Source organism: Tateyamaria sp. ANG-S1 (assembly GCF_000814025.1).
In the GTDB taxonomy this organism is placed as follows: Bacteria; Pseudomonadota; Alphaproteobacteria; order Rhodobacterales; family Rhodobacteraceae; genus Tateyamaria.
Genome location: NZ_JWLL01000005.1, coordinates 749359 through 772056 on the forward strand (window position 1 = coordinate 749359; position 22698 = coordinate 772056).

23 protein-coding genes are annotated in these 22698 nt (G+C 62.7%); 16 read left to right on the forward strand and 7 right to left on the reverse strand.

From position 1 onward, the window contains the following. Positions 1 to 29 precede the first annotated feature (29 nt). Positions 30 to 962, reverse strand: a complete 933-nt coding sequence (locus tag RA29_RS10975) for an MBL fold metallo-hydrolase (protein ID WP_039685710.1) — start codon at positions 960 to 962, stop codon at positions 30 to 32. A gap of 170 nt (positions 963 to 1132) precedes the next feature. Here RA29_RS10975 and gltX point away from each other — a divergent pair, with 170 nt between their 5' ends. Together gltX and RA29_RS10985 are read left to right on the forward strand one after the other, a co-directional pair. Further along, the gene (gltX, locus tag RA29_RS10980; RefSeq protein ID WP_039685712.1) at positions 1133 to 2458 is read left to right on the forward strand and encodes a glutamate--tRNA ligase; all 1326 of its coding nucleotides are present in this window, start codon (positions 1133 to 1135) and stop codon (positions 2456 to 2458) included. Between the two features lie 72 nt (positions 2459 to 2530). Next, a complete protein-coding gene (locus RA29_RS10985; RefSeq protein ID WP_039685714.1) occupies positions 2531 to 3922 on the forward strand; it encodes an MATE family efflux transporter in 1392 nt (463 codons plus the stop codon). On the opposite strand, the gene RA29_RS10990 is transcribed toward RA29_RS10985, so the two are convergent. From RA29_RS10990 to RA29_RS11005, 4 genes are all read right to left on the reverse strand, one after another. Continuing rightward, on the reverse strand, positions 3902 to 4441 hold the full coding sequence (locus RA29_RS10990; RefSeq protein WP_039685716.1) for a gamma-glutamylcyclotransferase family protein: 540 nt from the start codon (positions 4439 to 4441) through the stop codon (positions 3902 to 3904). The genes RA29_RS10985 and RA29_RS10990 overlap by 21 nt on opposite strands. Continuing rightward, entirely contained in the window at positions 4438 to 5307 is an 870-nt protein-coding gene (locus RA29_RS10995; RefSeq protein ID WP_039685718.1) for an inositol monophosphatase, read from the reverse strand. Before RA29_RS10995 ends, RA29_RS10990 begins: the two co-directional genes overlap by 4 nt. A gap of 67 nt (positions 5308 to 5374) precedes the next feature. Further along, positions 5375 to 7903, reverse strand: coding sequence for an FtsX-like permease family protein (locus tag RA29_RS11000; protein WP_039685720.1), 2529 nt, complete (start codon positions 7901 to 7903; stop codon positions 5375 to 5377). Next, positions 7900 to 8592, reverse strand: coding sequence for an ABC transporter ATP-binding protein (locus tag RA29_RS11005; protein WP_039685722.1), 693 nt, complete (start codon positions 8590 to 8592; stop codon positions 7900 to 7902). Before RA29_RS11005 ends, RA29_RS11000 begins: the two co-directional genes overlap by 4 nt. A 51-nt stretch (positions 8593 to 8643) precedes the next feature. On the opposite strand from RA29_RS11005, the gene RA29_RS11010 reads away from it, so the two are divergent. Beyond that, positions 8644 to 9279 carry an arylesterase gene (locus RA29_RS11010; protein ID WP_039685724.1) on the forward strand — a complete coding sequence of 212 codons (636 nt, stop codon included), beginning with the start codon at positions 8644 to 8646 and terminating at the stop codon, positions 9277 to 9279. Between the two features lies 1 nt (position 9280). Then, positions 9281 to 9895, forward strand: a complete 615-nt coding sequence (locus RA29_RS11015; RefSeq protein ID WP_039685725.1) for an SOS response-associated peptidase — start codon at positions 9281 to 9283, stop codon at positions 9893 to 9895. A 223-nt stretch (positions 9896 to 10118) separates the two neighbouring features. Here RA29_RS11015 and RA29_RS11020 read toward each other — a convergent pair whose 3' ends face one another. Further along, complete coding sequence (locus RA29_RS11020; protein ID WP_039685727.1) at positions 10119 to 10325, reverse strand: cold-shock protein; 207 nt, start codon at positions 10323 to 10325, stop codon at positions 10119 to 10121. A 292-nt stretch (positions 10326 to 10617) separates the two neighbouring features. On the opposite strand from RA29_RS11020, the gene RA29_RS11025 reads away from it, so the two are divergent. Both RA29_RS11025 and preA read left to right on the forward strand, forming a co-directional pair. Beyond that, on the forward strand, positions 10618 to 11940 hold the full coding sequence (locus RA29_RS11025; RefSeq protein WP_039685730.1) for an NAD(P)-dependent oxidoreductase: 1323 nt from the start codon (positions 10618 to 10620) through the stop codon (positions 11938 to 11940). Positions 11941 to 11956: 16 nt separating this feature from the next. After that, on the forward strand, positions 11957 to 13261 hold the full coding sequence (gene preA / locus RA29_RS11030; RefSeq protein ID WP_039685731.1) for an NAD-dependent dihydropyrimidine dehydrogenase subunit PreA: 1305 nt from the start codon (positions 11957 to 11959) through the stop codon (positions 13259 to 13261). A gap of 54 nt (positions 13262 to 13315) precedes the next feature. Here the strand turns inward: preA and RA29_RS11035 are convergent, their stop codons facing one another. Then, entirely contained in the window at positions 13316 to 13942 is a 627-nt protein-coding gene (locus tag RA29_RS11035) for a TetR family transcriptional regulator C-terminal domain-containing protein (protein WP_039685733.1), read from the reverse strand. Positions 13943 to 14098: 156 nt separating this feature from the next. Between RA29_RS11035 and RA29_RS11040 the strand changes: the two genes are divergently transcribed. From RA29_RS11040 to RA29_RS11085, 10 genes are all read left to right on the forward strand, one after another. Further along, entirely contained in the window at positions 14099 to 15349 is a 1251-nt protein-coding gene (locus RA29_RS11040) for a Zn-dependent hydrolase (RefSeq protein WP_039685735.1), read from the forward strand. Between the two features lie 67 nt (positions 15350 to 15416). Next, positions 15417 to 15737, forward strand: coding sequence for a hypothetical protein (locus RA29_RS11045; protein ID WP_152612988.1), 321 nt, complete (start codon positions 15417 to 15419; stop codon positions 15735 to 15737). Positions 15738 to 15804: 67 nt separating this feature from the next. Then, entirely contained in the window at positions 15805 to 17265 is a 1461-nt protein-coding gene (gene hydA, locus RA29_RS11050; protein ID WP_039685739.1) for a dihydropyrimidinase, read from the forward strand. Between the two features lie 17 nt (positions 17266 to 17282). After that, entirely contained in the window at positions 17283 to 17909 is a 627-nt protein-coding gene (locus tag RA29_RS11055; RefSeq protein WP_193743515.1) for a DUF2268 domain-containing putative Zn-dependent protease, read from the forward strand. Then, complete coding sequence (locus RA29_RS11060) at positions 17906 to 18688, forward strand: ABC transporter ATP-binding protein (RefSeq protein ID WP_039685741.1); 783 nt, start codon at positions 17906 to 17908, stop codon at positions 18686 to 18688. The genes RA29_RS11055 and RA29_RS11060 overlap by 4 nt, the downstream gene beginning before the upstream one ends. Before the next feature lie 69 nt (positions 18689 to 18757). Further along, positions 18758 to 19690: an ABC transporter permease subunit gene (locus tag RA29_RS11065; protein ID WP_039685743.1), complete on the forward strand. Its 933-nt coding sequence runs from the start codon at positions 18758 to 18760 to the stop codon at positions 19688 to 19690. Further along, positions 19687 to 20526, forward strand: a complete 840-nt coding sequence (locus RA29_RS11070) for an ABC transporter permease (RefSeq protein ID WP_039685745.1) — start codon at positions 19687 to 19689, stop codon at positions 20524 to 20526. Before RA29_RS11065 ends, RA29_RS11070 begins: the two co-directional genes overlap by 4 nt. A 23-nt stretch (positions 20527 to 20549) precedes the next feature. Continuing rightward, entirely contained in the window at positions 20550 to 21530 is a 981-nt protein-coding gene (locus RA29_RS11075) for an ABC transporter substrate-binding protein (protein WP_039685747.1), read from the forward strand. A 117-nt stretch (positions 21531 to 21647) separates the two neighbouring features. Next, positions 21648 to 21911, forward strand: a complete 264-nt coding sequence (locus RA29_RS11080; protein ID WP_039685749.1) for a hypothetical protein — start codon at positions 21648 to 21650, stop codon at positions 21909 to 21911. A gap of 147 nt (positions 21912 to 22058) precedes the next feature. After that, positions 22059 to 22541: a transposase gene (locus RA29_RS11085; RefSeq protein WP_039685751.1), complete on the forward strand. Its 483-nt coding sequence runs from the start codon at positions 22059 to 22061 to the stop codon at positions 22539 to 22541. Positions 22542 to 22698 lie beyond the last annotated feature (157 nt).

The following is a 22698-nucleotide window of genomic DNA, read 5'->3' on the forward strand; positions in this document are numbered from 1 at the left end:
AAGGCGGAGGTGTCCTCCGCCTTCGTTGTTCAGAGCATGAGCTGGTAGCTGTGTGCTTCGTAGCGGTAGCCGCCTTCGCCGTTCTTGACCACGTAGCCGATGCCGGGCCACGGCATGTGGTAGCCGATGAAGGCGGTCCGGTCCGTCGCCATCATGTCGAGAAGGCGCTTGCGTGTTGTGGCCGCGGCCTCTTTGTCCATGTCGAAGCGGACTTCCCAATCGGGGTGGGCCAGCGACCAGACATAGTGGTTGGCGAAGTCCGCGCCGATCACCAGTTGGGTGCCGCCATCCTCGACCATGTAGACCATGTGGCCGGGAGTGTGTCCGAAGGCGGCCATGGCCGTGATGCCGGAGGCGGGCGCGCCGCCGTCGTCGAGCATGGTGAACTGTTCGGCCAGAGGCGCGACTTTGGCGTCGAAGTTTTCGTTGCCGGTGCCGGACCATGCGCCGAATTCGGCGGACCCGGTGACATAGGCGGCGTTGGCGAAGGTTGGTGTGCCGTCATCGCCCGTGAGGCCGCCGATATGGTCACCGTGCATGTGCGTGATGATCACCTTGTCCACCTGGTCGGCGGTGTAGCCTGCCGCCTCGATCGCGGCGACGGTGCCTGCGCCCGAGAGGCCAGTGTCGAACAGCACCAGTTCGGCACCGTTGTTCACGAGCGTGGGGGTGAAGAAGAACTGGGCGGCGTCCGTGGACAGGCCAGCTTCTGCCGAGACGCTGTTGAACGTGTCGGCATCGACATTGAGGCCGAAGATTGTCTGTGGCGCTTCGACCGCGCGCGTGCCTGCGAGCAGTGTCGTGACCTCAAACGTGCCGACCTTGACCCGGCGATAGGGGGCCTGGGACACGCCCAGCATGGGGGGTGCGGCCCGCGTCTGGGTCGCCGTTGCGGCCGCCAGCGGCAGGGCGGCTGCGCCCATGAGCGCCGTGCGGCGGTTGAGTTTGGGGGATGTGGACATGGCTGTTATCCTTCCTGTCAGTCACGCCTTACATAGCGCGCGTGGCACACAGTCACGTGAACTTGTGCAAACACAGGTGTTCATTTTTGCGAGAGCGGAGCGGGCGCGCTTGGGAAACTGGACAAGGGACGGCCCCTGTGACAAGGCAGGCGGAAGTTTTGGAGAGGCTCATGACCACCACCCGTTTTGCCCCATCGCCCACCGGTTACCTGCATATCGGCAACCTGCGCACGGCGCTGATGAACTACCTGATCGCGCGCAAGGCGGGCGGGACCTTCATCCTGCGCATCGACGACACCGACCCGGAGCGGTCAAAGGAAGAGTATGTCGACGCTATCAAGCAGGACATGGAGTGGTTGGGCCTGCACTGGGACCGGGTGGAGCGGCAGTCGGAGCGGCTGGATCGCTATGCGGCCGCGGCGGACAAGCTGCGGGAGATTGGTCGATTCTATGAGGCGTTCGAGACGCCGACCGAGCTGGACCTGAAGCGCAAGAAGCAGCTGAACATGGGTAAGCCGCCGGTTTATGACCGGGCGGCGTTGAGTCTCAGCGAAGAGCAGCGCGATGAGCTGCGCGCCGAGCGGGGGCAGGGCGTGTGGCGGTTCAAGCTGGACCACGAACGCATTGAGTGGACCGACGGGATTATCGGCGATGTGAGCATCGACGCGGCCAGCGTGTCCGATCCGGTGCTGATCCGGGGCGATGGTCAGGTGCTTTATACCCTCGCATCTGTCGTGGACGACACCGAGATGGGTGTGACGGATGTGGTGCGCGGGTCGGATCACGTGACCAACACCGCGACCCAGATCCAGATCATCGACGCGCTGGGCGGGTCCGTGCCGCGCTTTGCCCACCACTCGCTGTTGACCGGCCCGCAGGGTGAAGCGTTGTCGAAGCGTCTGGGCACGCTGGCCCTGCGCGATCTGCGCGCCAAGGGCGTGGAGCCGATGGCTGTGCTGAGCCTCCTCGCCCGATTGGGCTCCTCGGACCCTGTGGAGTTGCGGATGGATATGGAGGCTTTGATCGACGGGTTCGATGTGGGCCGTTTTGGCACGACGCCGACCAAGTTCGATGTGGCGGATATTGATCCGCTCACCAGCCGCTACCTGCAGGCCTTGCCTGTCGAGGCGGTGGCTGCAGATCTGGATTCGGCTGGCGTACCCGCGGATCAGCGTGAAGCGTTCTGGTCGGTGATCCGCGAGAACATTGCCACCCGCGCTGACATTGCGACCTGGTGGGCGCTGTGCCGGGATGGGGCCGAGCCGGTGATCGAGGACGACGACAAGGACTTCGTGACCGAGGCCATGGCGATGCTTCCCGAGGGGCCGTTCGATGCCGACACCTGGGGCACCTGGACAGGGGCTGTGAAGGCCGCAACCGGTCGCAAGGGGCGGGGCTTGTTCATGCCCTTGCGTCTGGCGCTGACCGGGCAGCGGCATGGGCCCGATATGGGCTCGCTCATGCCGCTTTTGCAGGTTGTGAAGGCCCGCGCATGATCCCGGCGGGGGGCGCTTTTGGACAGCGGCCCTCCGGGGGGGATTTTTTGGAAACAGGGAAGGGGTGGACCCGTGGCTGAGGGGCAGGCGAAGTTCCTCTCCGGGTCGCTTTTGCGCCATGTGACGGTGATGTCGTTGACCTCGACCGTCGGGTTGATGGCGGTGTTTCTGGTCGACTTTATCGACATGGTGTTCATATCGATGCTGGGCAAGGCGGAGTTGGCCGCTGCCATCGGCTATGCTGGCGCGATCCTGTTTTTCACGACGTCCTTTTCCATCGGGATGGCGATTGCCGTGGGCGCCTTGGTCGCGCGTGATCTGGGGGCGGGAGATACGGATCGGGCGCGGCTGCGCAGTTCGCATGGGCTGGCCTATGGCATCGGGTTCGGTGTGCTGTTTTCCGCCTTTGTATGGTGGAATATTCCGACCTTCGTGCGTTGGATCGGGGCCGAGGGGGAGACGGCGGCGCTGGCCGAGGGGTATCTGGCCATTATCATCCCGTCGCTGCCGTTCCTTGTTGTTGGTATGATGGGCAGCGGTATTCTGCGCGCCCATGGCGATGCGCGCCGCGCCATGATGGCAACGATCTGGGGCGGAGGCGTGAATGCCGTTCTCGATCCCATCCTGATCTTTGGTTTGGGTCTGGATTTGACGGGTGCGGCGCTGGCCTCGGTCGCGGCGCGGGTGGCGATTGCGACCACGGCCATTCTGCCGATCCTGCGCCATCATGGCGGGCTGCCACGTCCTGAGGTGGTTGGAATGCTGCGCGATTTGGGTCCGCTTGTGACCATCGGCTTTCCCGCCATCCTGACGCAATTCGCAACGCCCGTTGGGCAGGCCATCGTCACCCGGTCCATGGCGCAATACGGGTTGGAGGCCGTGGCGGGCATGGCCATCGTGGGCCGTTTGATGCCGGTGGCCTTTGCCGTGATCTTTGCCCTGTCGGGGGCGGTTGGGCCGATACTGGGTCAGAACTTTGGCGCGGGGCGCTATGACCGGGTGCGGGCGGGGTTTGATGCGGCGCTGATCTTTGCGGGGTCGGTGATCTTTGTCATTGCGTGGGCGCTGTTTATCTTGCGCGGGCCGATTGCGGATCTGTTCGATGCGAGCGGCGTGACCCGCGATCTGGTGTTCCTGTTCTGCGGGCCGCTGGCGCTTCTCTTCTTTTTCAACGGGGTGCTGTTTGTCGCCAATGCTGCGTTTAACAATCTGGGGCATCCGTTCTATTCGACATGGATGAATTGGGGCCGCAACACGGTCGCCATGATCCCGCTGGTGTGGGTTGGCGGGCAGCTTTATGGGGCGGAGGGCGTTTTGATCGGTCAGGCGCTGTCGGCTGTGGTCTTTGGCGCGCTTGCCTGGCTCTTGGCCCGGCGCGTCATTGCGGCTGAGGGCGGGGAGGTTCCCCGGGACAGCTTTGCCCGGGAGGGGCGGCTGTTGTCCCTATTGAACCTGCGCAAGTAGGCGGTTGGTGAGCGCCTGTTCCTGGGCCGTCAGGCGCTGGGCGCGGGGGTAGAGCGGGGCGCCGCGGTCGTCGTGGATGGCCGTGTCCCAGCCATCCGTCGTGGCAAAGAAGTGTTCGGCGCCGGCTTGGCCGAACTCGCGCAGGAACCCTTGGACCACGACGTCGAGATAGCTGAGCAGGATGTGGTGATTGCCGTCCGGTTGCTGTGCCTCGGGCGGCACTTGGTAGACGGCGATGTCGGTGGCGTTGGCGTCGTGGGTGATCGCGCGGGTCGCGTCGATGCGGTTGTATCCGGTTTCGCGCAGGTCGAGTGCGGCCCAGTCCGCTTGCGGAACGGAGGCGATCAGGCCGTCGATGCTGTGCCCCGGTGCTTCGTGCACGGACAGGAACACCACGTCGCGCCGTTCGGTCCGCACCCAGGCGCGCCGCCAGCCGTTGAGCGTGGCGCGCTGGGCTTGCGGGTAGTCGTGGGTGGCCCGGTTGACGAGGCTGCCGTAGCCGAAGAACCAGGGTGTCATTCGTCGGACATGAGGTCGGCAAAGTGGGTGGCGAGCGTGTCCCAGACCTCTGGCGAGGAGGCGGTGAGTAGGTAGCCTTCTTTGGTTGCGGCGTTGTAGTCCGAGCCGTCGAGCATCGCCGCCTTGCCGCCTGCCTGCTGGCAAATCAGGACACCTGCGGCGTGGTCCCAGCTGTTGAGTGTGCTGGAGATCAGGAAGTCGACTGCGCCTGTGGCGACCAGCCGGTATTCATGGGCCGAGCAGCGCAGGCTGCCGATGAAGGCGAGTGCGCCCACCTTGGTCCACATCAGCGCCTGATCCGCCGGGGTCATCAGCCGGATGTGGCCGTATCCCGCAAGCTGGTTCAGCGGTTTGGTCTTGGCCGTGTGGATGGGCCGGATGCGCCCGGTTTGCGTGAGCCATTGGGCAGGCGAGGTGTTGTCGGCCATGATCAGGTCGTTGCCCACCGGATCGTAGATCAGGCCGAAGACAGGCACGCCAAACCGGCAGACCGAGACCATCGTTCCGAAGAGGGGCATGTTCTTGGCGAAATTCCAGGTGCCGTCGACCGGGTCGATGATGAAGGCAAGCTCGGCCTCGCCCACGCCGTCGAGCAGTTTGGGGTTGGCCGACACTGCCTCTTCCCCAATCACGAGGGCGTGGGGGAAGGCCATTTGCAGGCCGCGGGTGATCATTGCCTCGGCTGCCGTATCGGCTTGGGTCACAAGGTCCGTCTCGTCGCGCTTGGTGTCGATCTCGCCTGCGTCGAGGCGGCGGAAGCGGGGCATGATTTCGGCCCGGGCGGCGCGGCGGATCAGGTTGATGATCTGGGTCTTTTGCGCCTGTGTCAGGGGGGCGGTGACGGGCATGGGCAATTGATCGGTCATAAAATGGTCCTTGATTCCATGGATCGCCGCAGGTGTGCCATGTCTTGCTGCACCGCCGCAACGTGCCTTATTCGCGGCCCCTGAGCACTTGGGCCGGACGCGCGGCGAGTGGTCCCCATGCGAAGGCGAGACCGGCAAGGAGCGTGGCTGTCACGCCGCCGATGACGATGGCGAGGGCGGAGGACCAGATGACGGTGAAGTCGGTGTCCATGATGTAGTAACTGACCGCCCAACCGCCTGCGATGCCAGCGGCGAGCGCCACCGCGCCTGCGCCGAGGCCAAGGAGGGCGGCGCGGGTGGCGAAGCTGATCAGGATGCGCTGGCGGGTCGCGCCGAGGGTTTTCAGCACAGCCGCTTCGTAGGTGCGCGCTTGGGTGCCTGCGGCTGCCGCGCCGATCAGGACGAGGAAGCCCGTGAGCAGTGTAGCGCCTGCGCCATAGGACGTCGCGGCGGCGAGGCCGGACAGCACCTCGCTCACCCGGTCGATGGCGTCGCGGACTCGGATGGCGGTCACGTTGGGATAGGCATTGGCGATGTCGCGGAGGATCTGGGTTTCCGCGCCGTCCGTCGCATAGACGGTCGAGATGAACGTGTGCGGTGCGCCCTGCAGGGCTGCGGGGTTCATCGACAGGATGAAGCCGATGCCTGCGGTTGAGAAATCCACCTCGCGGAACGAAGTGATCGTGCCGGTGATGTCGCGGCCCAGGATGTTGATGGTCATGCTGTCGCCAAGCGACAGGCCCATCTCTTCGGCCTCTTCTGCGGCAAAGCTGATTTGGGGGGTGCCGGTGTAGTCCTCTGGCCACCATTCACCGGCGGTGATGCGCGTGTTCTCTGTCGGCGTGTCGGAATAGGTGATGCCCCGGTCGCCTTGCAGCACCCAGTGGTCGCCCGCGACGTCCGCGGCGCGCTGTCCGTTGATCTGGGTGATGATGCCGCGCAGCATCGGCGCGCTGTCGATGCGGCTGACGGCAGGGTCATTCTCCAACCGCTCGGTGTAGCCCGCCATCTGGTCGCGCTGGATGTCGACGAAGAAGTAGCTGGGCGCAATCTCGGGCAGATTGCCGGTGATTGCGTTTCGCAGGTTGCCGTCGATTTGGCCCACTGCCGCAAGGACCGACAGGCCGAGGCCGAGCGATAGAACCACCGATGCCGCTCCTTCGCGCGTGCCAGAGATGGCCCCGAGAGCCCACCGCAGGGCGGGCCGCCCTTTGGCCCGTGGGGCGGCGCGTTTGGACAACCAGCGGATCAGCACGGCGGCGAGGGCCAGGAGGCCGAGGGCAAATGCGATGCCGCCCGAGGTCCAGAGCGTCAACCACCATGTGCCCGAGAACAGGCCCGCGAGGCCGATGAGTGCGGCAAGGCCAAGGCCAATCCAGAACAGGTAGCCGGCCCGTGGCAGTAGCCGCGCCTTGTCGAGTGCGTCGCGGAAGAGGGTGGCAGCGCGGACGTCTTCGGCCCGCGCGAGTGGCCAGAGGGTGAAGACAAACGCGGTCAGCAGGCCGTAGATCGCGGCCTCGAACAAGGGGGCGGGGAAGATGGTGAAGCTGGCGGGGATCGGCAGGCGTGCCTCAATGATGGGGGCGAGGAGCAAAGGGACGAGCGCCCCGAACACAAGGCCCATGACGATGCCCAGCAGGGACAGCACGCCGATCTGGATGAAATAGGTTTGAAAGATCGTGCGACGTTCTGCCCCGAGCGTGCGCAGCGTGGCGATCACGGATGTCTTGCCCGCCAGATAGGCGCGCACCGCTGCCGATACGCCGACGCCGCCGACGGCAAGGCCCGACAGACCAACCAGTACAAGGAATGCACCCAGACGGTCCACGAACTCAGAGACACCGGGTGCCCCGTTGCGCGCATCGGTCCAGCGCATCCCCGTGGCCTCGAACTGGTCGCGTGCAGCGTTTTCCAGGGTGGCAAGGTCCGTGCCGTCTGGCAGGTCGAGCCGATATTTCGAGTTGAACAGGGTGCCCGGAGCGAGCAGTTGGGCTTTTTCCAACGCGGTGCGCAATACGATTGTCCGCGGGCCGAGGCCAAAGCCACCCGCAGCGCTGTCCGGCTCGCGCGTGAGCGTCGCCATCAGAACAAAGTCTTGCGTGCCAAGGCGGAACGTGTCGCCCGTGCTGAGCCCCAGCCTGTCGATTAGCGCGCGTTCCATCACGCCCCCGGGAAGGCCGTCGCGCCCTGCGAGTGCGTCGGCCAGTGGCATCGCGGGGTCTAGTTCGACTGCGCCAATCAGGGGGTAGGCCCCGTCGACCGCTTTTATCTGTGTGAGACCGCGTTCTGTTTCGCCAGCACGCTCGACGACGGCCATGGATCGGAAATCGGCGATCTCGGACACCTCGGTCGCCACGTCTTCCATCCACGCGCGCTCGTCCTCGGTGGCAAAGCGGTAGGTGAAATCGAGTTCGGCATCGCCGCCCAGCAGGGCTGCGCCTTCGCGTTCCAGCCCTGCTTCGATGGCGGAGCGGACTGATCCGACAGCGGCGATGGCGGCTACGCCGAGGGCGAGGCAGGCGAGGAAGATGCGGAAGCCGCGCAGGCCCCCACGCAGCTCGCGGCGGGCGAAACGGGCGGAAGTAGCAAGGCTCATTCGGCGGCAGTCCGCGCAGGCGCTTCGATCCGGCCATCGGCCAGACGGATCACCCGGTCGCAGCGCGCGGCCAGATCAGGCGCGTGGGTGACCAGAACCAGCGTGGCCCCGTGTCGGTCGCGCAGGGCAAAGAGCAGGTCCATGATCGCCTGACCGTTTGCGCCGTCGAGGTTGCCGGTGGGCTCATCCGCCAACAATATCTCGGGCCGCGTCACCAGCGCACGGGCCAATGCCACACGCTGTTGTTCACCGCCTGACATCTGGCTTGGGTAGTGCCCGCTGCGGTGGGCAAGACCCACTGCGTCCAGTTCTGCCTCCGCCCGGTCAAAGGCGTCGCGCACGCCCGCCAGTTCCAGCGGCGTCGCCACGTTTTCAAGCGCGGTCATGGTGGGGATGAGGTGAAAGCTCTGGAACACGACGCCCATATGCCCGCGCCGAAAGCGGGCAAGCGCGTCTTCGTTCATTACCGTCAGGTCTTGGCCAAGTGCGGTCACGGTGCCGCCGGTGGCCCGCTCCAGCCCGCCCATGATCATAAGAAGGGATGATTTGCCGGACCCCGAGGGACCCACCAGCCCGACCGTTTCGCCCTTGGCCACGTCCAGCGTGATCCCATGCAGGATATCGACCCGCCCGGCATTGCCATCGAGGCTGAGCGCTGCATTTTTCAGGGAGAGGACTGGATCGGACATCGCAAGCGGCCTTTATTGTCGTGTACGCCGTCATATGGAGATCGGATCAGCATGGGCAAGGTAACAGGTGCAATTGTCATAAGTCTGTGTGCTGGGGTCGCCGTGGCAGAGCCAGTGACGATTGCAGCGTTGGGCGACAGTCTGACGCAAGGGTACGGGCTGCCCATCGAGCAGGGGTTCGTGCCGCAGCTTGAGGCGTGGTTGGCGGAGGCCGGGCACGACGTCAGCGTCATCAATGCGGGTGTGTCGGGCGATACGACGCAAGGCGGGTTGAGCCGGGTGGGCTGGACCCTGACGCCCGAGGTGGATGCGATGATTGTGACACTGGGTGGGAACGATTTGTTGCGGGGTATCGCGCCCGAGGTCAGCCGTGCCAATCTTGAGGGGATCGTGCAGGCGGCGTCGGATGCGGGGGTTGAGGTGTTGTTGGTGGGCATGCAGGCGCCGGGGAATTACGGGCCGGAGTACAAACAGGCCTTTGATGCGATGTATCCTGAGATCGCGGAGGCTTTTGGCACGCTCTACCTCGACAGTTTCTTTGCCGGGCTGGGTGGGCCGGAGACGGACCCTGCCCAGGTGCGGGGGTTCATGCAGGCGGACGGTATTCACCCCAATGCCGACGGTGTGGCGCGGATTGTCGAAGGAGTCGGCCCCAGTGTCGAAGCGCTGATCGCCCGGGTCGAGTGAGATGCCGGGGCGGTTCTTTCTCACTGACCCGGTGTCGGACCTGACCGCCGCACTTGGTGTCCCCGCGGGGGCAGCGGGCAACGAACCGGCCCGCCAGAACATCGCGCCGGGGCAGGAGATTGTCGTCTTTGATGGCGCCCTGACCCGGATGCGCTGGGGTATTGTCCCCGTGGGACGGGTGAATGCGCGGGGCCGCCCTGTGATGGAACAGATCATCAATGCCAGGTCCGAGACGGTGTTCGACAAGACAGCTTTCGATGGCGTGGGCCGGGCGGTGATCCCCGTGAACGGGTGGTACGAGTGGACCGGTGAGAAACGGAAGAAAACTGCGTGGCGGATTGCCCCCAAGGATGGTGGGTTCCTCTACTTCGCGGCGATCACGGATGTCTGGACCGCGCCCGGCGGATTGCAGGTGCCGCAGGTGGCGGCTGTGACTTGCGAGCCGAACGCGGATGTCGCGCCGATCCATCACCGGATGGGCGTGCTGCTGGAGCGCGCGGATCTGGGCGTGTGGATGGGTGATGATCTTGAGGCGGCAAGGGCCTTGATGCAGCCATGGCCTGTTGGTCGTCTGAGCATTGAGGAAGCCACCGATGTGAACTGGGACGGCCCGTGATCAAAAGGCCGCGTGCCGCGACGACATTGTTTATTGGGGCGCTGCCCCAAACCCCGCCGTATTTGGAAAGAGAAGAAGCAAGTGTGTGGCGCTATGGGTCAAGCGCAGCGGGTCCTGTCTTCCCTGTTTCAAAAAATCCCCGCCGGAGGCTCCCGCAGTTTCAAAAGGAAAAGGCGGCGCACCGTGAAGTGCACCGCCCTCAAAACTGTGGCTCGCTGTTGGCTTATGCCAGCGCGATGTTCACAGCGCTTTCGCGGCCGTCACGGCCTGCTTCGAGGTCAAAGGTGACCTTCTGGTTGTCGGCCAGACCGGTGAGGCCCGAGCGTTCGACTGCCGAGATGTGTACGAACACGTCCTTGCCGCCCGATTCCGGGGCGATAAAGCCGTAGCCTTTGGTGGTGTTAAACCATTTGACGGTGCCGTTGGCCATCGTCGTTACTCCTTTGGGTGCTGCCCGCGACATGCGGCAGCCGTGGCGTCGTCAATAGATCGAGTGACTGAGCCGGAAGGAGCAGTGGGTCGATAGATGATGTAGCAAGGCGAGATATGGCACCGTTTCGTGGCATTGCAAGGGCTTGCGACCATGTTGACCGGTTCCGGCGAAGTGCTGCTTCTTTGTGCAGGAGGGTGAAATCTGTGTACCCTCATCTTTTTTACCAGTTGATAAAATTTTTGACCTGTGAGAGCGTTTCAGGTGAACAAATCTTGCATATGGGGTAGCCATGAAGCCATCTCCTTTCTCACCGGGTGTTGCGGCGGGTCGCCTGGACGACGGTGCCTATGCCGAAAACTTTTCTGACCTGCATCCTGCTTTGGACCCGCATGAGGCTTTGGTCGCTGCGGATCGGTGTTACTTCTGCCATGATGCGCCTTGCGTGACCGCGTGTCCGACGGACATCGACATTCCGCTCTTCATTCGCCAGATCGCGACCGGGACGCCAGATGCGGCAGCCAAGACGATCCTGAGCCAGAACATCATGGGTGGCATGTGCGCCCGTGTCTGCCCGACAGAGACGCTGTGCGAAGAGGCTTGTGTGCGTGAGTTGGCCGAGGGCAAGCCAGTCAAGATCGGGCAGCTGCAGCGTTATGCCACGGACCATTTGCAAGAGCAGGGTATTCATCCGTTCTCCCGCGCTGCGGTCACTGGTAAAACAGTGGCCGTGGTGGGTGCGGGGCCTGCAGGACTGTCCTGCGCGCACCGGCTGGCGATGCTGGGTCATGATGTGACCGTTTATGATGCAAAGCCCAAGCCCGGCGGGCTGAATGAATACGGCATTGCTGCTTACAAGACGCCCGAAGGGTTTGCGCAGGCCGAGGTTGATTGGCTGCTGAAGATCGGTGGCATCACCTTGGCGCATGGCCAGGCGTTGGGGGCTGACCTGACGCTGGAGCAGTTGAAGCGTGACTTTGACGCGGTGTTCCTGGGCATGGGCCTTGGAGGTGTGAACGCGCTGGCCGTTGAGGGCGGTGACAAGGATGGTGTTTTGGATGCCGTCGATTTCATCGCTGATTTGCGGCAGGCCAGTGACATGGGTGATTTGCCCGTTGGCCGCGATGTGGTCGTTATTGGTGGCGGTATGACAGCTGTGGATGCCGCCGTGCAGTCCAAGTTGCTTGGCGCGCTGAATGTTACACTGGCCTATCGCCGGGGGCGCGACCGCATGAATGCGAGCGTGTTCGAACAGGACCTCGCCGCATCCAAGGGCGTGCGGATCATGACACATGCCGTGCCGCTTGCGCTGCATGGCAACGGGGCCGTGCGTGAGATCGAGTTTGAGTACGTCAATGACGACATGACCGGCACGGGCGAGACGGTGCGCATCCCAGCCGACCAGGTGCTGCGCGCCATTGGCCAGACTTTGGACGGCGATGCCCTGCCTGATCTGGAGGGCGGCAAGATCGCGGTGACGGGTGCCGGGCGTACGTCGATGGATGGTGTCTGGGCCGGGGGCGATTGTGCCGCTGGTGGTGACGACCTGACCGTGACGGCCGTGGCCGAGGGCCGCGATGCGGCCATGGATATTCACGCAAGTCTGACGGCCTGAGCGGAGGGAGAGAACGATGGCAAACCTGCAAAGTGACTTCGTCGGGATCAAATCCCCCAACCCGTTCTGGCTCGCTTCGGCCCCGCCCACGGACAAGGAATACAACGTGCGCCGCGCCTTCGAGGCGGGGTGGGGCGGTGTCGTCTGGAAAACGCTGGGGTCCGAAGGGCCGCCGGTCGTCAATGTGAACGGGCCGCGGTACGGCGCGATCTATGGTGCGGATCGGCGCCTTTTGGGTCTGAACAACATTGAGCTGATCACGGACCGTGACCTTTACACCAACCTGGAAGAGATCAAGCGTGTGAAAGCCGACTACCCCGACCGGGCTGTCATCGTGTCGATCATGGTGCCGTGTGAGGAGGAGGCGTGGAAAGCGATCCTGCCGCTGGTCGAGGACACGGGCGCAGACGGGATCGAGCTGAACTTTGGCTGCCCGCACGGCATGAGCGAGCGGGGCATGGGGTCTGCCGTGGGGCAGGTGCCCGAATACATCGAAATGGTCACGCGCTGGTGCAAGCAATACTATTCCAAGCCTGTCATCGTGAAGCTGACGCCAAACATCACGGACATCCGCAAACCTGCCGCTGCCGCCAAGGCGGGTGGGGCGGATGCGGTCAGCCTGATCAACACGATCAACTCGATCACGTCCGTGAACCTCGACACTATGTCGCCCGAGCCGTCGATTGATGGGCGGGGTTCGCACGGTGGCTATTGCGGCCCCGCGGTCAAACCCATTGCGATGTCGATGGTGTCCGAGATTGCGCGCAATCCCGAGACCCATGGCCTGCCCATTTCGGGCATTGGTGGCGTTACGACATGGCGGGATGCGGCGGAGTTCATCACCTTGGGTTGCGGCAATGTGCAGGTGTGTACCGCCGCGATGACCTATGGGTTCAAGGTTGTGCAGGAGATGATCAGCGGCCTGTCGGACTGGATGGACGAAAAGGGCCACGCCAGCATCGCCGATTTCAAGGGGGCCGCGGTGCCCAATGTCACCGACTGGCAGTACCTGAACCTGAATTACGTGGCCAAGGCCAAGATCAATCAGGATTTGTGTATCTCGTGCGGGCGGTGTTTTGCGGCCTGCGAGGACACCTCGCACCAGGCGATTTCCATGTCCGAGGACCGTGTGTTCGAGGTGATCGACGAGGAATGCGTGGCCTGCAATCTGTGCGTCAACGTGTGCCCGGTCGAAAACTGCATCACGATGGAGGCCATGGCCCCCGGCGATACCGACCCGCGCACGGGCAAGGTGGTCGAACCGGACTATGCCAACTGGACCACCCACCCGAACAACCCGGCGGCCACAGCCGCAGAATAGGGGCCTGAAGCGGCACGCCGTGCTTGGCGGCGTGCCTGCCCCACAGCTGCTGGTCTACTGACCCTTTGCGGGCGTCAGCAGCTTGCTGAACAGATCGCGTAAGAAGGCGTCGGCGCCGGGTGCCGCCACGTCCGTGCGCATCAGCACGCCGATCTGGACGGCGAAATCGGCATAGTGCTGGGTTGTCGACCAGATGGAAAAGACCAGGTGTCGCGGGTCGACCGGGGCGAGCTTGCCCTCATCAACCCATGTCTGGATCACGGCGCATTTTTCGTCAAAGAGCGGTTTCAGGTCTGCCTCAAGGTGCGGCAGCATACGGGGCGCGCCCTGGATGATCTCGCCTGCGAAGAGGCGGCTTTCGCGGGGCAGTTCGCGGGCCATGTCGAGCTTGCGTTGGACATAGGCCAGCAACTCTTCAAGCGGGTCACCGCTGGCATCCATTTCGACCAGCGGGTCCAGCCAGGTTTCCATCAGCTGGTTGAGCAGGGTGACATGGATGTCTTCCTTGCCAGCGAAATAGTAGAGGATGTTGGGTTTCGACAGGCCCGAGGCCTCGGAGATCTGGTCAAGCGTCGCGCCGCGGTAGCCATGGGCCGAGAAGACGTCGAGTGCCGCATCCAGGATCAGGCTGCGGTTGCGCAACTGGATGCGGCTGGGTTTCTTTTCGGCGCCGTCGGGCATGCGGGCTTTCCTCGTGATCTGCTGCAAGTCTAGGCAGATGCGTGTCGGTTGGGCAATTCTGTTCAAAGCAGTTCTTGACAGAAAAGGGCTGGCTGGCAATCGTGGCTTTACCAATTGGTCAAAAAGTTACCGACCATCGGCAAAAGGGGACATCACATGGCGGCACCGGGCGAAAATCTGCGGATCAACGGTGAGCGGCTGTGGGACAGCCTGATGGAGATGGCCAAGATCGGCCCCGGCGTGGCCGGTGGGAACAATCGCCAGACATTGACCGATGAGGATGCCGAGGGGCGTGCGCTGTTTCAGGAATGGTGCGAGGCCGCGGGCTGTTCCATGGGTCTCGACCAGATGGGCAATATGTTTGCGATGCGTCCAGGCGCTGACCCGGATGCGCTGCCGGTCTATGTGGGCTCGCATCTCGATACGCAGCCGACTGGCGGGAAGTATGACGGGGTGCTGGGCGTGCTTGGGGGACTTGAGATCATCCGCACCCTGAACGATCTGGATGTGAAGACTAAGCATCCCATCGTGGTGACCAACTTCACCAATGAAGAGGGGACACGCTATGCCCCTGCGATGCTGTCGTCGGGCGTGTTCGCGGGCATTCATACGCAGGACTGGGCCTATGGCCGCGTCGATGCTGAAGGCAAGACGTTTGGAGATGAGCTGACGCGCATTGGGTGGCGTGGCGATGAGGAAGTTGGCGCGCGCAAGATGCACGCCTTCTTTGAGCTGCACATCGAACAGGGGCCGATCCTTGAGGCCGACGGCAAGGATATTGGCGTTGTCACGCACGGGCAGGGGCTGTCCTGGACGCAGGTGACGATAGAGGGCAAGGACAGCCACACCGGCTCGACCCCCATGCCGATGCGCAAGAATGCCGGGTTGGGCATGGCGCGGGTGCTGGAAAAGGTGGACGAGATTGCGTGGTCTCATGCGCCCCATGCGGTGGGTGCGGCGGGGCATATCGACGTCTATCCGAACTCGCGCAACGTGATCCCAGGCAAGGTGGTTTTTACCGTTGATTTCCGGTCACCCGAGTTGAGCGTGATCGAGGATATGGAGGCGCGGCTGCGCGCTGAAGGTCAGAAGATCGCAGACGAGATGGGGCTGAGCATTTCATTCGAGAAGGTTGGTGGGTTTGATCCGGTGGCCTTTGACGAGGGCTGCGTCACCGCTGTGCGGTCAGCGGCGGAGCGATTGGGGTATTCGCATCAGAACATCATCTCGGGCGCCGGGCATGATGCCTGCTGGATCAACCAGGTGGCGCCGACGGCGATGGTGATGTGCCCGTGTGTCGATGGGCTAAGCCACAATGAGGCGGAAGAAATCTCGAAAGAGTGGGCCGCTGCCGGGGCGGATGTGCTCATGCATGCGGTTGTGGAAACGGCGGAGATCGTAGCGTGACGTCGCCGTTTTCCGACACGGAAAACGGACCGGAATTTTTCAAAAATTCCGGCGTGGGGTGGCGGGCGTGATTGATCCTGATCTGAGCCTTACCGACCGCATCGCGGATCTGGTCGCGGCCGAAGCGCTGGATGCGCCGCGCGGGACTGCAGCCGAACGGGCGATCGTGCAGGCGTTCGAGGATGCGCTGGTGCAGCCGTTTGAATGCACGGTGAATTTCAGCGGCGGCATCACGCAGCGCTGCTGGACCGTCACCCGCAGCGATGGTGCTTACCGCGTGGTATACTTGCCGCGCGCGGGTTACTTTTCGTTGTGTGTGGAGAGTGATTTCGGGCCCTTGGACATTGGGGTGCATGGGCCGGCGCTGGGGTGTTTTGCGAGCGTGTGACTGGGGCTCTGCTCCAGACCCCGTCGTATTTTTCGTCAGAAGAAACAGCTGACAGAGGAGAGATGACATGACCAAGGTGATCAAGGGTGGGATGGTTTGTACGGCAGACCGGACCTGGAAGGCCGATGTGCTGGTCGAGGGCGAGACGATCAAGCAGATTGGTGAAGACCTGGTGGGTGACGAGTATATCGACGCCGAGGGGGCTTATGTCATCCCGGGTGGCATCGACCCGCACACCCATCTTGAGATGCCGTTTATGGGCACGACCGCTGCCGAGACGTTCGAGTCTGGCACATGGGCGGCTGCCGTAGGTGGGACAACGATGATCGTGGATTTCTGTCTGCCGGGGGCTGACGGGTCGATCAAGAACGCGATCAACGAGTGGCACCGCAAATCAGCGCCGCAGATTTGTTCCGACGTTGGCTATCACATGGCGATCACGGGCTGGGACGAGAGCATCTTTAACGAGATGAAGGATGCTGTCGAAATGGGCGTGAACTCGTTCAAGCACTTCATGGCGTACAAGGGTGCGCTGATGATCGAGGATGACGAGATGTTCGCATCCTTCAAGCGCTGTGCAGAATTGGGTGCCCTGCCTATGGTCCATGCCGAGAATGGCGATCTGGTGGCCGAGATGCAGCAGAAGTATTTCGATCAGGGGATTACGGGGCCAGAAGGCCATGCCTATTCCCGCCCGCCGGAGTTTGAAGGCGAGGCTGCGAACCGCGCTATTACCATCGCCGACGCGGCAGGCGTCCCGCTGTATATTGTGCATGTGTCCTGTGAGCAGGCGCATGAAGCGATCCGGCGGGCGCGGCAGAAGGGGATGCGGGTCTATGGCGAGCCGCTGATCCAGTTCCTGACGCTGGATGAGAGCGAGTACTTCAACAAGGATTGGGACCATGCGGCCCGCCGCGTGATGTCGCCGCCCTTCCGGTCGAAGGATCATCAGGACTCGCTTTGGGCGGGCCTTCAGGCCGGGTCGCTGCAGGTGGTGGCGACGGACCATGCGGCCTTTAATACCGAGCAGAAGCGGGCAGGGCGTGATGATTTCCGGATCATTCCCAACGGCTCGAACGGGTTGGAGGAGCGGCTGGCTGTGCTCTGGACCGAAGGGGTGGAGACCGGGAGGCTGACGCCCAATGAGTTCGTGGCCTGTACGTCGACCAATGTGGCCAAAATCCTGAACATCTATCCCAAGAAGGGCGCGCTGGTTGAAGGGGCGGATGCGGATATCGTGGTGTGGGATCCGAAGATCACCAAGACGATTTCGCCTGCCAATCACCACTCGGTGCTGGATTACAATGTGTTCGAAGGGTTCGAAGTCAAGGCGCAGTCGCGGTATACGCTGAGCCGGGGCGAGGTGATCTGGGCCTGGGGCCAGAATTCGCAACCGCAGCCCGGTCGGGGCAAGTTCGTGCCGCGCCCGGCCTTCCCGTCTGCGTCGGTGGCGCTGTCCAAGTGGAAGGCGCTGACGGCGCCCAAGATGATCAAGCGCGATCCGTTGAACATTCCGGCGGGGATTTGATGAGCGTGGATTGGACCATGCATTTTGCGGACGCCCGTGGGCGGCTCAAACCCTGGCGCGGCGCGATCGAGGCGGCAATTGCACGCACGCATCAGCGGGTGAGAGACCGTGTTGTCATCGAGCAGTTGGACATCATGGTGCAGGACAGCCCGCGAGTCATACGCGAGCGCGGGCATGTGGGTTTTGCTCCGAATGGGTGGATGGTCTATCTATCCTTTGATCCCGAGGCGGAGGCATTCGAGAGCAATCTGGACGCGCCTTTGGAGCGGACCCTGGCGCATGAGATCAACCATATCTTGCGCTGGCGTGAGCCGGGATACGGCGCGACATTGGGCGAAGCCTTGATCAGTGAGGGACTGGCCGGGGTCTTTGTGCGCGACCTCTACGCCTGCCCGCCGGAGCCATGGGAAAGGGCCTTGGAGGATACCGCGGCTTTGGCCGATCAGGTTATCGCTGAGTGGGATCGGGCGTATGACCATGCGGAGTGGTTCTTTGGCGCGGGGCAACATCCGGTTTGGGCGGGTTACACCATCGGTTACCGGATCGTGGCTCATCATGCGGACAGCGCGATGGATGATATTGTTGCGCTGACCACGCGCCCCGCATCGGATTTCAAGACATCGGCAAGACTGGCCCTGCAGTGACGACACAGAACGTAATTCAAGCCAAATCGCTAGATTTGACGTTTCAAACCAATGACGGCCCTGTCCATGCGCTTAAGGGGGTGTCACTAGACATTGCCAAGGGCGATTTCGTGTCCTTCATCGGACCCTCGGGCTGCGGCAAGACGACCTTTCTGCGTTGCATGGCGGATCTGGAGCAGCCCACTGGCGGCACCATCACCGTGAACGGAACCACGCCAGAGGAGGCCCGGAAGTCTCGCGCTTATGGTTACGTGTTTCAGGCGGCGGGGCTTTATCCCTGGCGGACGATTGGACGCAATATCTCGCTGCCATTGGAGATCATGGGGTATTCCAAAGCGGAGCAGGCCGAGCGAGTGGCGCGGACGCTGGAACTGGTGGAACTGTCGGGCTTTGAAAGGAAATTCCCTTGGCAACTCTCCGGCGGGATGCAGCAGCGCGCGTCGATTGCACGCGCGCTGGCTTTTGATGCGGACATTCTGCTGATGGATGAACCCTTTGGTGCGCTCGACGAGATTGTGCGCGATCACCTGAACGAGCAGCTTTTGCAGCTTTGGGCGCAGACGGAGAAGACCATCGCCTTTGTCACGCACTCGATCCCCGAGGCGGTGTATCTGTCCACCAAGATCGTTGTTATGTCACCCCGTCCCGGGCGGATCACGGATGTGATTGAAAGCAGCCTGCCGCGGGAGCGGCCTTTGGATATTCGGGAAAGCCCCGAGTTCTTGGAGATTGCGCACCGGGTGCGGGACGGGTTGCGGGCGGGGCATGCCTATGACTGAGGGTGCTTGTGCGGCAGATCGGCCCTCCGGGGGGAGTTTATTTGGCAAGATGAAGCAGGGGAGCGTCTGATGCGAGCTCTGCTTCCTGTTGTGACCGTTTTGGCCGTGATTGTCGGGATCTGGTATCTGGCTGTGGCACCGATGAACGTCCGGGTGGCGCTTGATCAGGCGGAGCGGGCGGGAGAGGTTGTTTTGCCGGAAGGGTCTGTGCCCCGGCGCGAGGTGTCAGTGTGGCGGCTGATGTTGGACAATTCCGAGCATGTGAGGCTGGGCTATACCCTGGAGCGGCCGCGCCTGCCGACGCCTGCGCAGGTGGGGCAGGAGTTTTGGAAAACGACCGGGGAGATGGTCGCCAAGGGGCGGCCCTGGTCGAAGCGGGGGCTGATCTATCACGGGTGGATCACGCTGCAATCGACGCTTTGGGGGTTTGCCCTGGGAACCTTGTTGGGGATCGTCGGGGCGGTGGCGATTGTCTATTCCCGCACCGCGCAGTTGAGCCTGATGCCCTGGGCCATCATCAGCCAGACCATTCCCATTGTGGCGCTGGCGCCGATGATTATCGTTTTGTCTTCGCAAGTTGGCATCGAAGGACGCGGAGTACCAAAGGCTATTATCTCGGCCTACCTGTGTTTTTTCCCGGTGCTGGTCGGCATGGTGAAGGGTCTGCGAGCGCCGGACACGTCGCAGCTTGATCTGCTCAGGACCTATAACGCCAGCGGGATGCAGAGTTTCTTGCGGCTGCGCCTGCCTGCGTCGGTGCCCTATCTGTTTACGTCGCTCAAGGTCGGGATTGCGGCTGCACTTGTTGGGACCATTGTGGGTGAGTTGCCCACGGGGGCGATTTCTGGCCTTGGCGCGCGCATCTTGATTGGGGACCAATTCGGTACACCGCTGGCCATCTGGTCGGCGCTGTTTGCTGCGGCGGTACTTGCGGGGGCACTGGTGACGTTGCTTGATCTGATCCAGCGGGTGACGCTGAAGCGCATGGGGATGGCGACATGATGTGGCTGGTCCTTGCGCTTGTGGCCTGGTTGGGCGGGTGGGCTTGGAACGCCTGGCTCGCGCGCCGGGGCGAGGTCCGCGCTGTACGGATTGCTGTGCCCGTGATCTTTGGCCTGACGCTGCTGGTCATCTGGGAGGGGCTGGTGCGTGGCTTCGGCGTCTCACCCGTGATCCTGCCCGCGCCGTCGACCGTGGCGCAGACCTTTGCCGCCTCGACCGACATACTGTGGATCGACTTCCAACAGACCGTGCTTAAGGGTGCGCTGCGGGGCTTTGCCATCGGGGCCATCGCCGCCTTTGTCGCAGCCATCGCCATCGACCGGTCGGCGTTCCTGACCCGCGGCCTTCTGCCCATCGGCAACTTCGTCGCCGCCCTGCCCATCGTCGGCATCGCGCCGATCATGGTGAACTGGTTTGGGTTTGACTGGCAGTCCAAGGCGGCGGTGGTTGTGGTGATGGTCTTCTTCCCCATCCTCGTGAACACGGTGCAGGGCCTGAACGAGGCGAGTGCCATGCAGCGCGACCTGATGCGCACCTATGCGGCAGGCTACTGGCAAACACTGCTCCGCCTGCGCCTGCCCGCCGCCATGCCGTTCATCTTCAACGGCCTGAAAATCGCTACGACACTGGCGCTCATCGGGGCCATCGTTGCCGAATATTTCGGCTCCCCTACGCGCGGCATGGGATTTCGCATCTCGACCGGCGTCGGCAGCTTGAGCATCGACCTTGTCTGGGCTGAAATCGCCGTCGCAGCTTTGGCAGGTACGGCGCTTTATGGCATCGTGGCCTGGATCGAAAAGCGGGTGACCTTCTGGCACCCGTCACAACGCGGATAACAAAACCAACCTCGGAGGGTATCATGAAAATCAAAGCAACTCTGGCAGCGCTGTCGCTGACAGCTACGGGTGCATGGGCGGCGGATGACGTCACCTTGCAACTGAAATGGGTCACGCAGGCCCAGTTCGCAGGCTACTACGTGGCGCTGGAAAAGGGCTTTTATGATGAAGAGGACCTGAACGTCACCATCAAGCCCGGTGGCCCCGACATCGCGCCCACGCAGGTGCTGGCCGGTGGCGGTGCCGACGTCACGGTCGAGTGGATGCCAGCCGCCCTGGCCGCCCGCGAAAAGGGCCTGCCGATGGTCAACATCGCGCAGCCGTTCAAATCGTCGGGTATGATGCTGACCTGCCGCAAGGATGCGGGGGTCGAGACCACCGCTGACTTCCCCGGCAAGACGCTGGGCGTCTGGTTCTTTGGCAACGAATTCCCGTTCCTGTCGTGGATGAGCCAGCTTGAAATCCCGACCGACGGCTCTGACGCTGGGGTCGAAGTGCTGAAGCAGGGCTTTAACGTCGATCCGATCCTGAACGGGCAGGCGGCGTGCGTGTCGACCATGACCTACAACGAATACTGGCAGGTCATTGATGCGGGCCTGACGCCCGAGGAACTGACAGTCTTCAAATATGAGGACAACGGCGTCGCCACGCTCGAAGACGGGCTTTATGTGCTCGAAGAAAACCTCACGGACCCGGCGTTCGAGGACAAGATGGTCCGCTTCGTCCGCGCCTCCATGAAAGGCTGGAAGTATGCCGAGGAGAACCCGGACGAGGCCGCGATGATCGTGCTGGAATACGACGAGACCGGCGCCCAGACCGAAAAGCACCAGAAGCGGATGATGGGCGAGGTGGCCAAGCTGACCGCTGGGTCCAACGGTGCGCTGGTGCCAGCCGATTACGAACGTACGGTTGAATCGCTGCTGGCAGGCGGGTCGGACCCCGTGATCACCGCCGCTCCAGAGGGCGCATGGACACACCAGATCTCGGATAAAGCGCTGAACTAAAAGCGGTTTTTACCGTATCGGCAAAGGCCAGCCTTCGGGCTGGCCTTTTTCGTTGGCAAAACTGGACGTGCGCGGGTTTTGACCCATGTAGTTGCCCAACAAAGGAGTGCGCACCACATGACACGTATGGAAGATTTGCAACCAAACCTCGATGAGCAACAGCGCATGGACGCGCGGTACCAGGCGGCGATGGCCTCGATCAACCGGTCCAAGATGGAGCGGGAGAAGAGCGGCTATGTGGTGATGTCAGCGGCGATGAACTACGGCGAGGGTGCGCTGGGTGACGGGCTGTTCGGCAAGGTGAGCCACGCGGCGAAGCTGTTTATGATCGCGTTTGCGTTCGGGCTACCGGTGGTGCTGGTTTGGGCTTACTTGTTGTAGAGCAGCCGCCCATCATGAACTGACAGTGTGGTCGTACCTTGGGCGGCCTTTTTCGTAGGGTGCGCATTCACTGCGCACCTTTCGCCATTCACGGTGCGCGATAAACGCACACCCTACGTTAACCGTCATCTGTCTAGCGTTTGGGGTATGTCGAATTATCTCAGGCCACGCGTTACGGGTGCTTCCATCTTCTTCACGGTGCGCCTCGCACCGACGACGGAACCCATCCTCACGGATCATATCGATCATTTGCGGACCGCGGTGCGCCTCACGCTGGTGGATCATCCTTTTGCCATCGACGCGTGGGTTGTGTTGCCTGATCACATCCACGCCGTCTGGACGCTGCCAGAGGATGATTGCGAATATTCAAAACGGTGGAGCGTGATCAAGGCCCGATTTTCGCGACGGGTAGCGGCGGGGCATCGTCGGGCCAGCCATATTCTCAGGCGCGAGCGCGGGATATGGCAGCGCAGGTTCTGGGAACACCATCTGCGGACTGAGGCGGACAGAGCCAATGCGATCCGGTATTGTCTCACCAATCCAGTGAAACATGGGTTGGTCGCAGCTGCGAGCGATTGGCCATATTCGTCCGTTCATCGGGACATCAGGAACGGTCAGTGGGCCGAGTAGGGCGCGCATTTACTGCGCACTAATGTTCGGTTTGGTTTTAGGGATCGGTGCGCATTAAATGCGCACCCTACGGACCCAACGAATGATACAATCGTTTTAGCGCCAGCTTCGGTGCCCCCAACTCCAACCGAGTGCCGCTACGCGCGTTTGCTGCGCA

Coding starts and splice junctions, on each gene's coding strand:
- RA29_RS10975 (WP_039685710.1), bottom strand. CDS start 962: ATGTCCACATCCCCCAAACTCAACCGCCGCACGGCGCTCATGGGCGCA.
- gltX (WP_039685712.1), top strand. CDS start 1,133: ATGACCACCACCCGTTTTGCCCCATCGCCCACCGGTTACCTGCATATC.
- RA29_RS10990 (WP_039685716.1), bottom strand. CDS start 4,441: ATGACACCCTGGTTCTTCGGCTACGGCAGCCTCGTCAACCGGGCCACC.
- RA29_RS10995 (WP_039685718.1), bottom strand. CDS start 5,307: ATGACCGATCAATTGCCCATGCCCGTCACCGCCCCCCTGACACAGGCG.
- RA29_RS11000 (WP_039685720.1), bottom strand. CDS start 7,903: ATGAGCCTTGCTACTTCCGCCCGTTTCGCCCGCCGCGAGCTGCGTGGG.
- RA29_RS11005 (WP_039685722.1), bottom strand. CDS start 8,592: ATGTCCGATCCAGTCCTCTCCCTGAAAAATGCAGCGCTCAGCCTCGAT.
- RA29_RS11010 (WP_039685724.1), top strand. CDS start 8,644: ATGGGCAAGGTAACAGGTGCAATTGTCATAAGTCTGTGTGCTGGGGTC.
- RA29_RS11015 (WP_039685725.1), top strand. CDS start 9,281: ATGCCGGGGCGGTTCTTTCTCACTGACCCGGTGTCGGACCTGACCGCC.
- RA29_RS11020 (WP_039685727.1), bottom strand. CDS start 10,325: ATGGCCAACGGCACCGTCAAATGGTTTAACACCACCAAAGGCTACGGC.
- RA29_RS11025 (WP_039685730.1), top strand. CDS start 10,618: ATGAAGCCATCTCCTTTCTCACCGGGTGTTGCGGCGGGTCGCCTGGAC.
- preA (WP_039685731.1), top strand. CDS start 11,957: ATGGCAAACCTGCAAAGTGACTTCGTCGGGATCAAATCCCCCAACCCG.
- RA29_RS11035 (WP_039685733.1), bottom strand. CDS start 13,942: ATGCCCGACGGCGCCGAAAAGAAACCCAGCCGCATCCAGTTGCGCAAC.
- RA29_RS11040 (WP_039685735.1), top strand. CDS start 14,099: ATGGCGGCACCGGGCGAAAATCTGCGGATCAACGGTGAGCGGCTGTGG.
- hydA (WP_039685739.1), top strand. CDS start 15,805: ATGACCAAGGTGATCAAGGGTGGGATGGTTTGTACGGCAGACCGGACC.
- RA29_RS11055 (WP_193743515.1), top strand. CDS start 17,283: ATGCATTTTGCGGACGCCCGTGGGCGGCTCAAACCCTGGCGCGGCGCG.
- RA29_RS11065 (WP_039685743.1), top strand. CDS start 18,758: ATGCGAGCTCTGCTTCCTGTTGTGACCGTTTTGGCCGTGATTGTCGGG.
- RA29_RS11070 (WP_039685745.1), top strand. CDS start 19,687: ATGATGTGGCTGGTCCTTGCGCTTGTGGCCTGGTTGGGCGGGTGGGCT.
- RA29_RS11075 (WP_039685747.1), top strand. CDS start 20,550: ATGAAAATCAAAGCAACTCTGGCAGCGCTGTCGCTGACAGCTACGGGT.
- RA29_RS11080 (WP_039685749.1), top strand. CDS start 21,648: ATGACACGTATGGAAGATTTGCAACCAAACCTCGATGAGCAACAGCGC.
- RA29_RS11085 (WP_039685751.1), top strand. CDS start 22,059: ATGTCGAATTATCTCAGGCCACGCGTTACGGGTGCTTCCATCTTCTTC.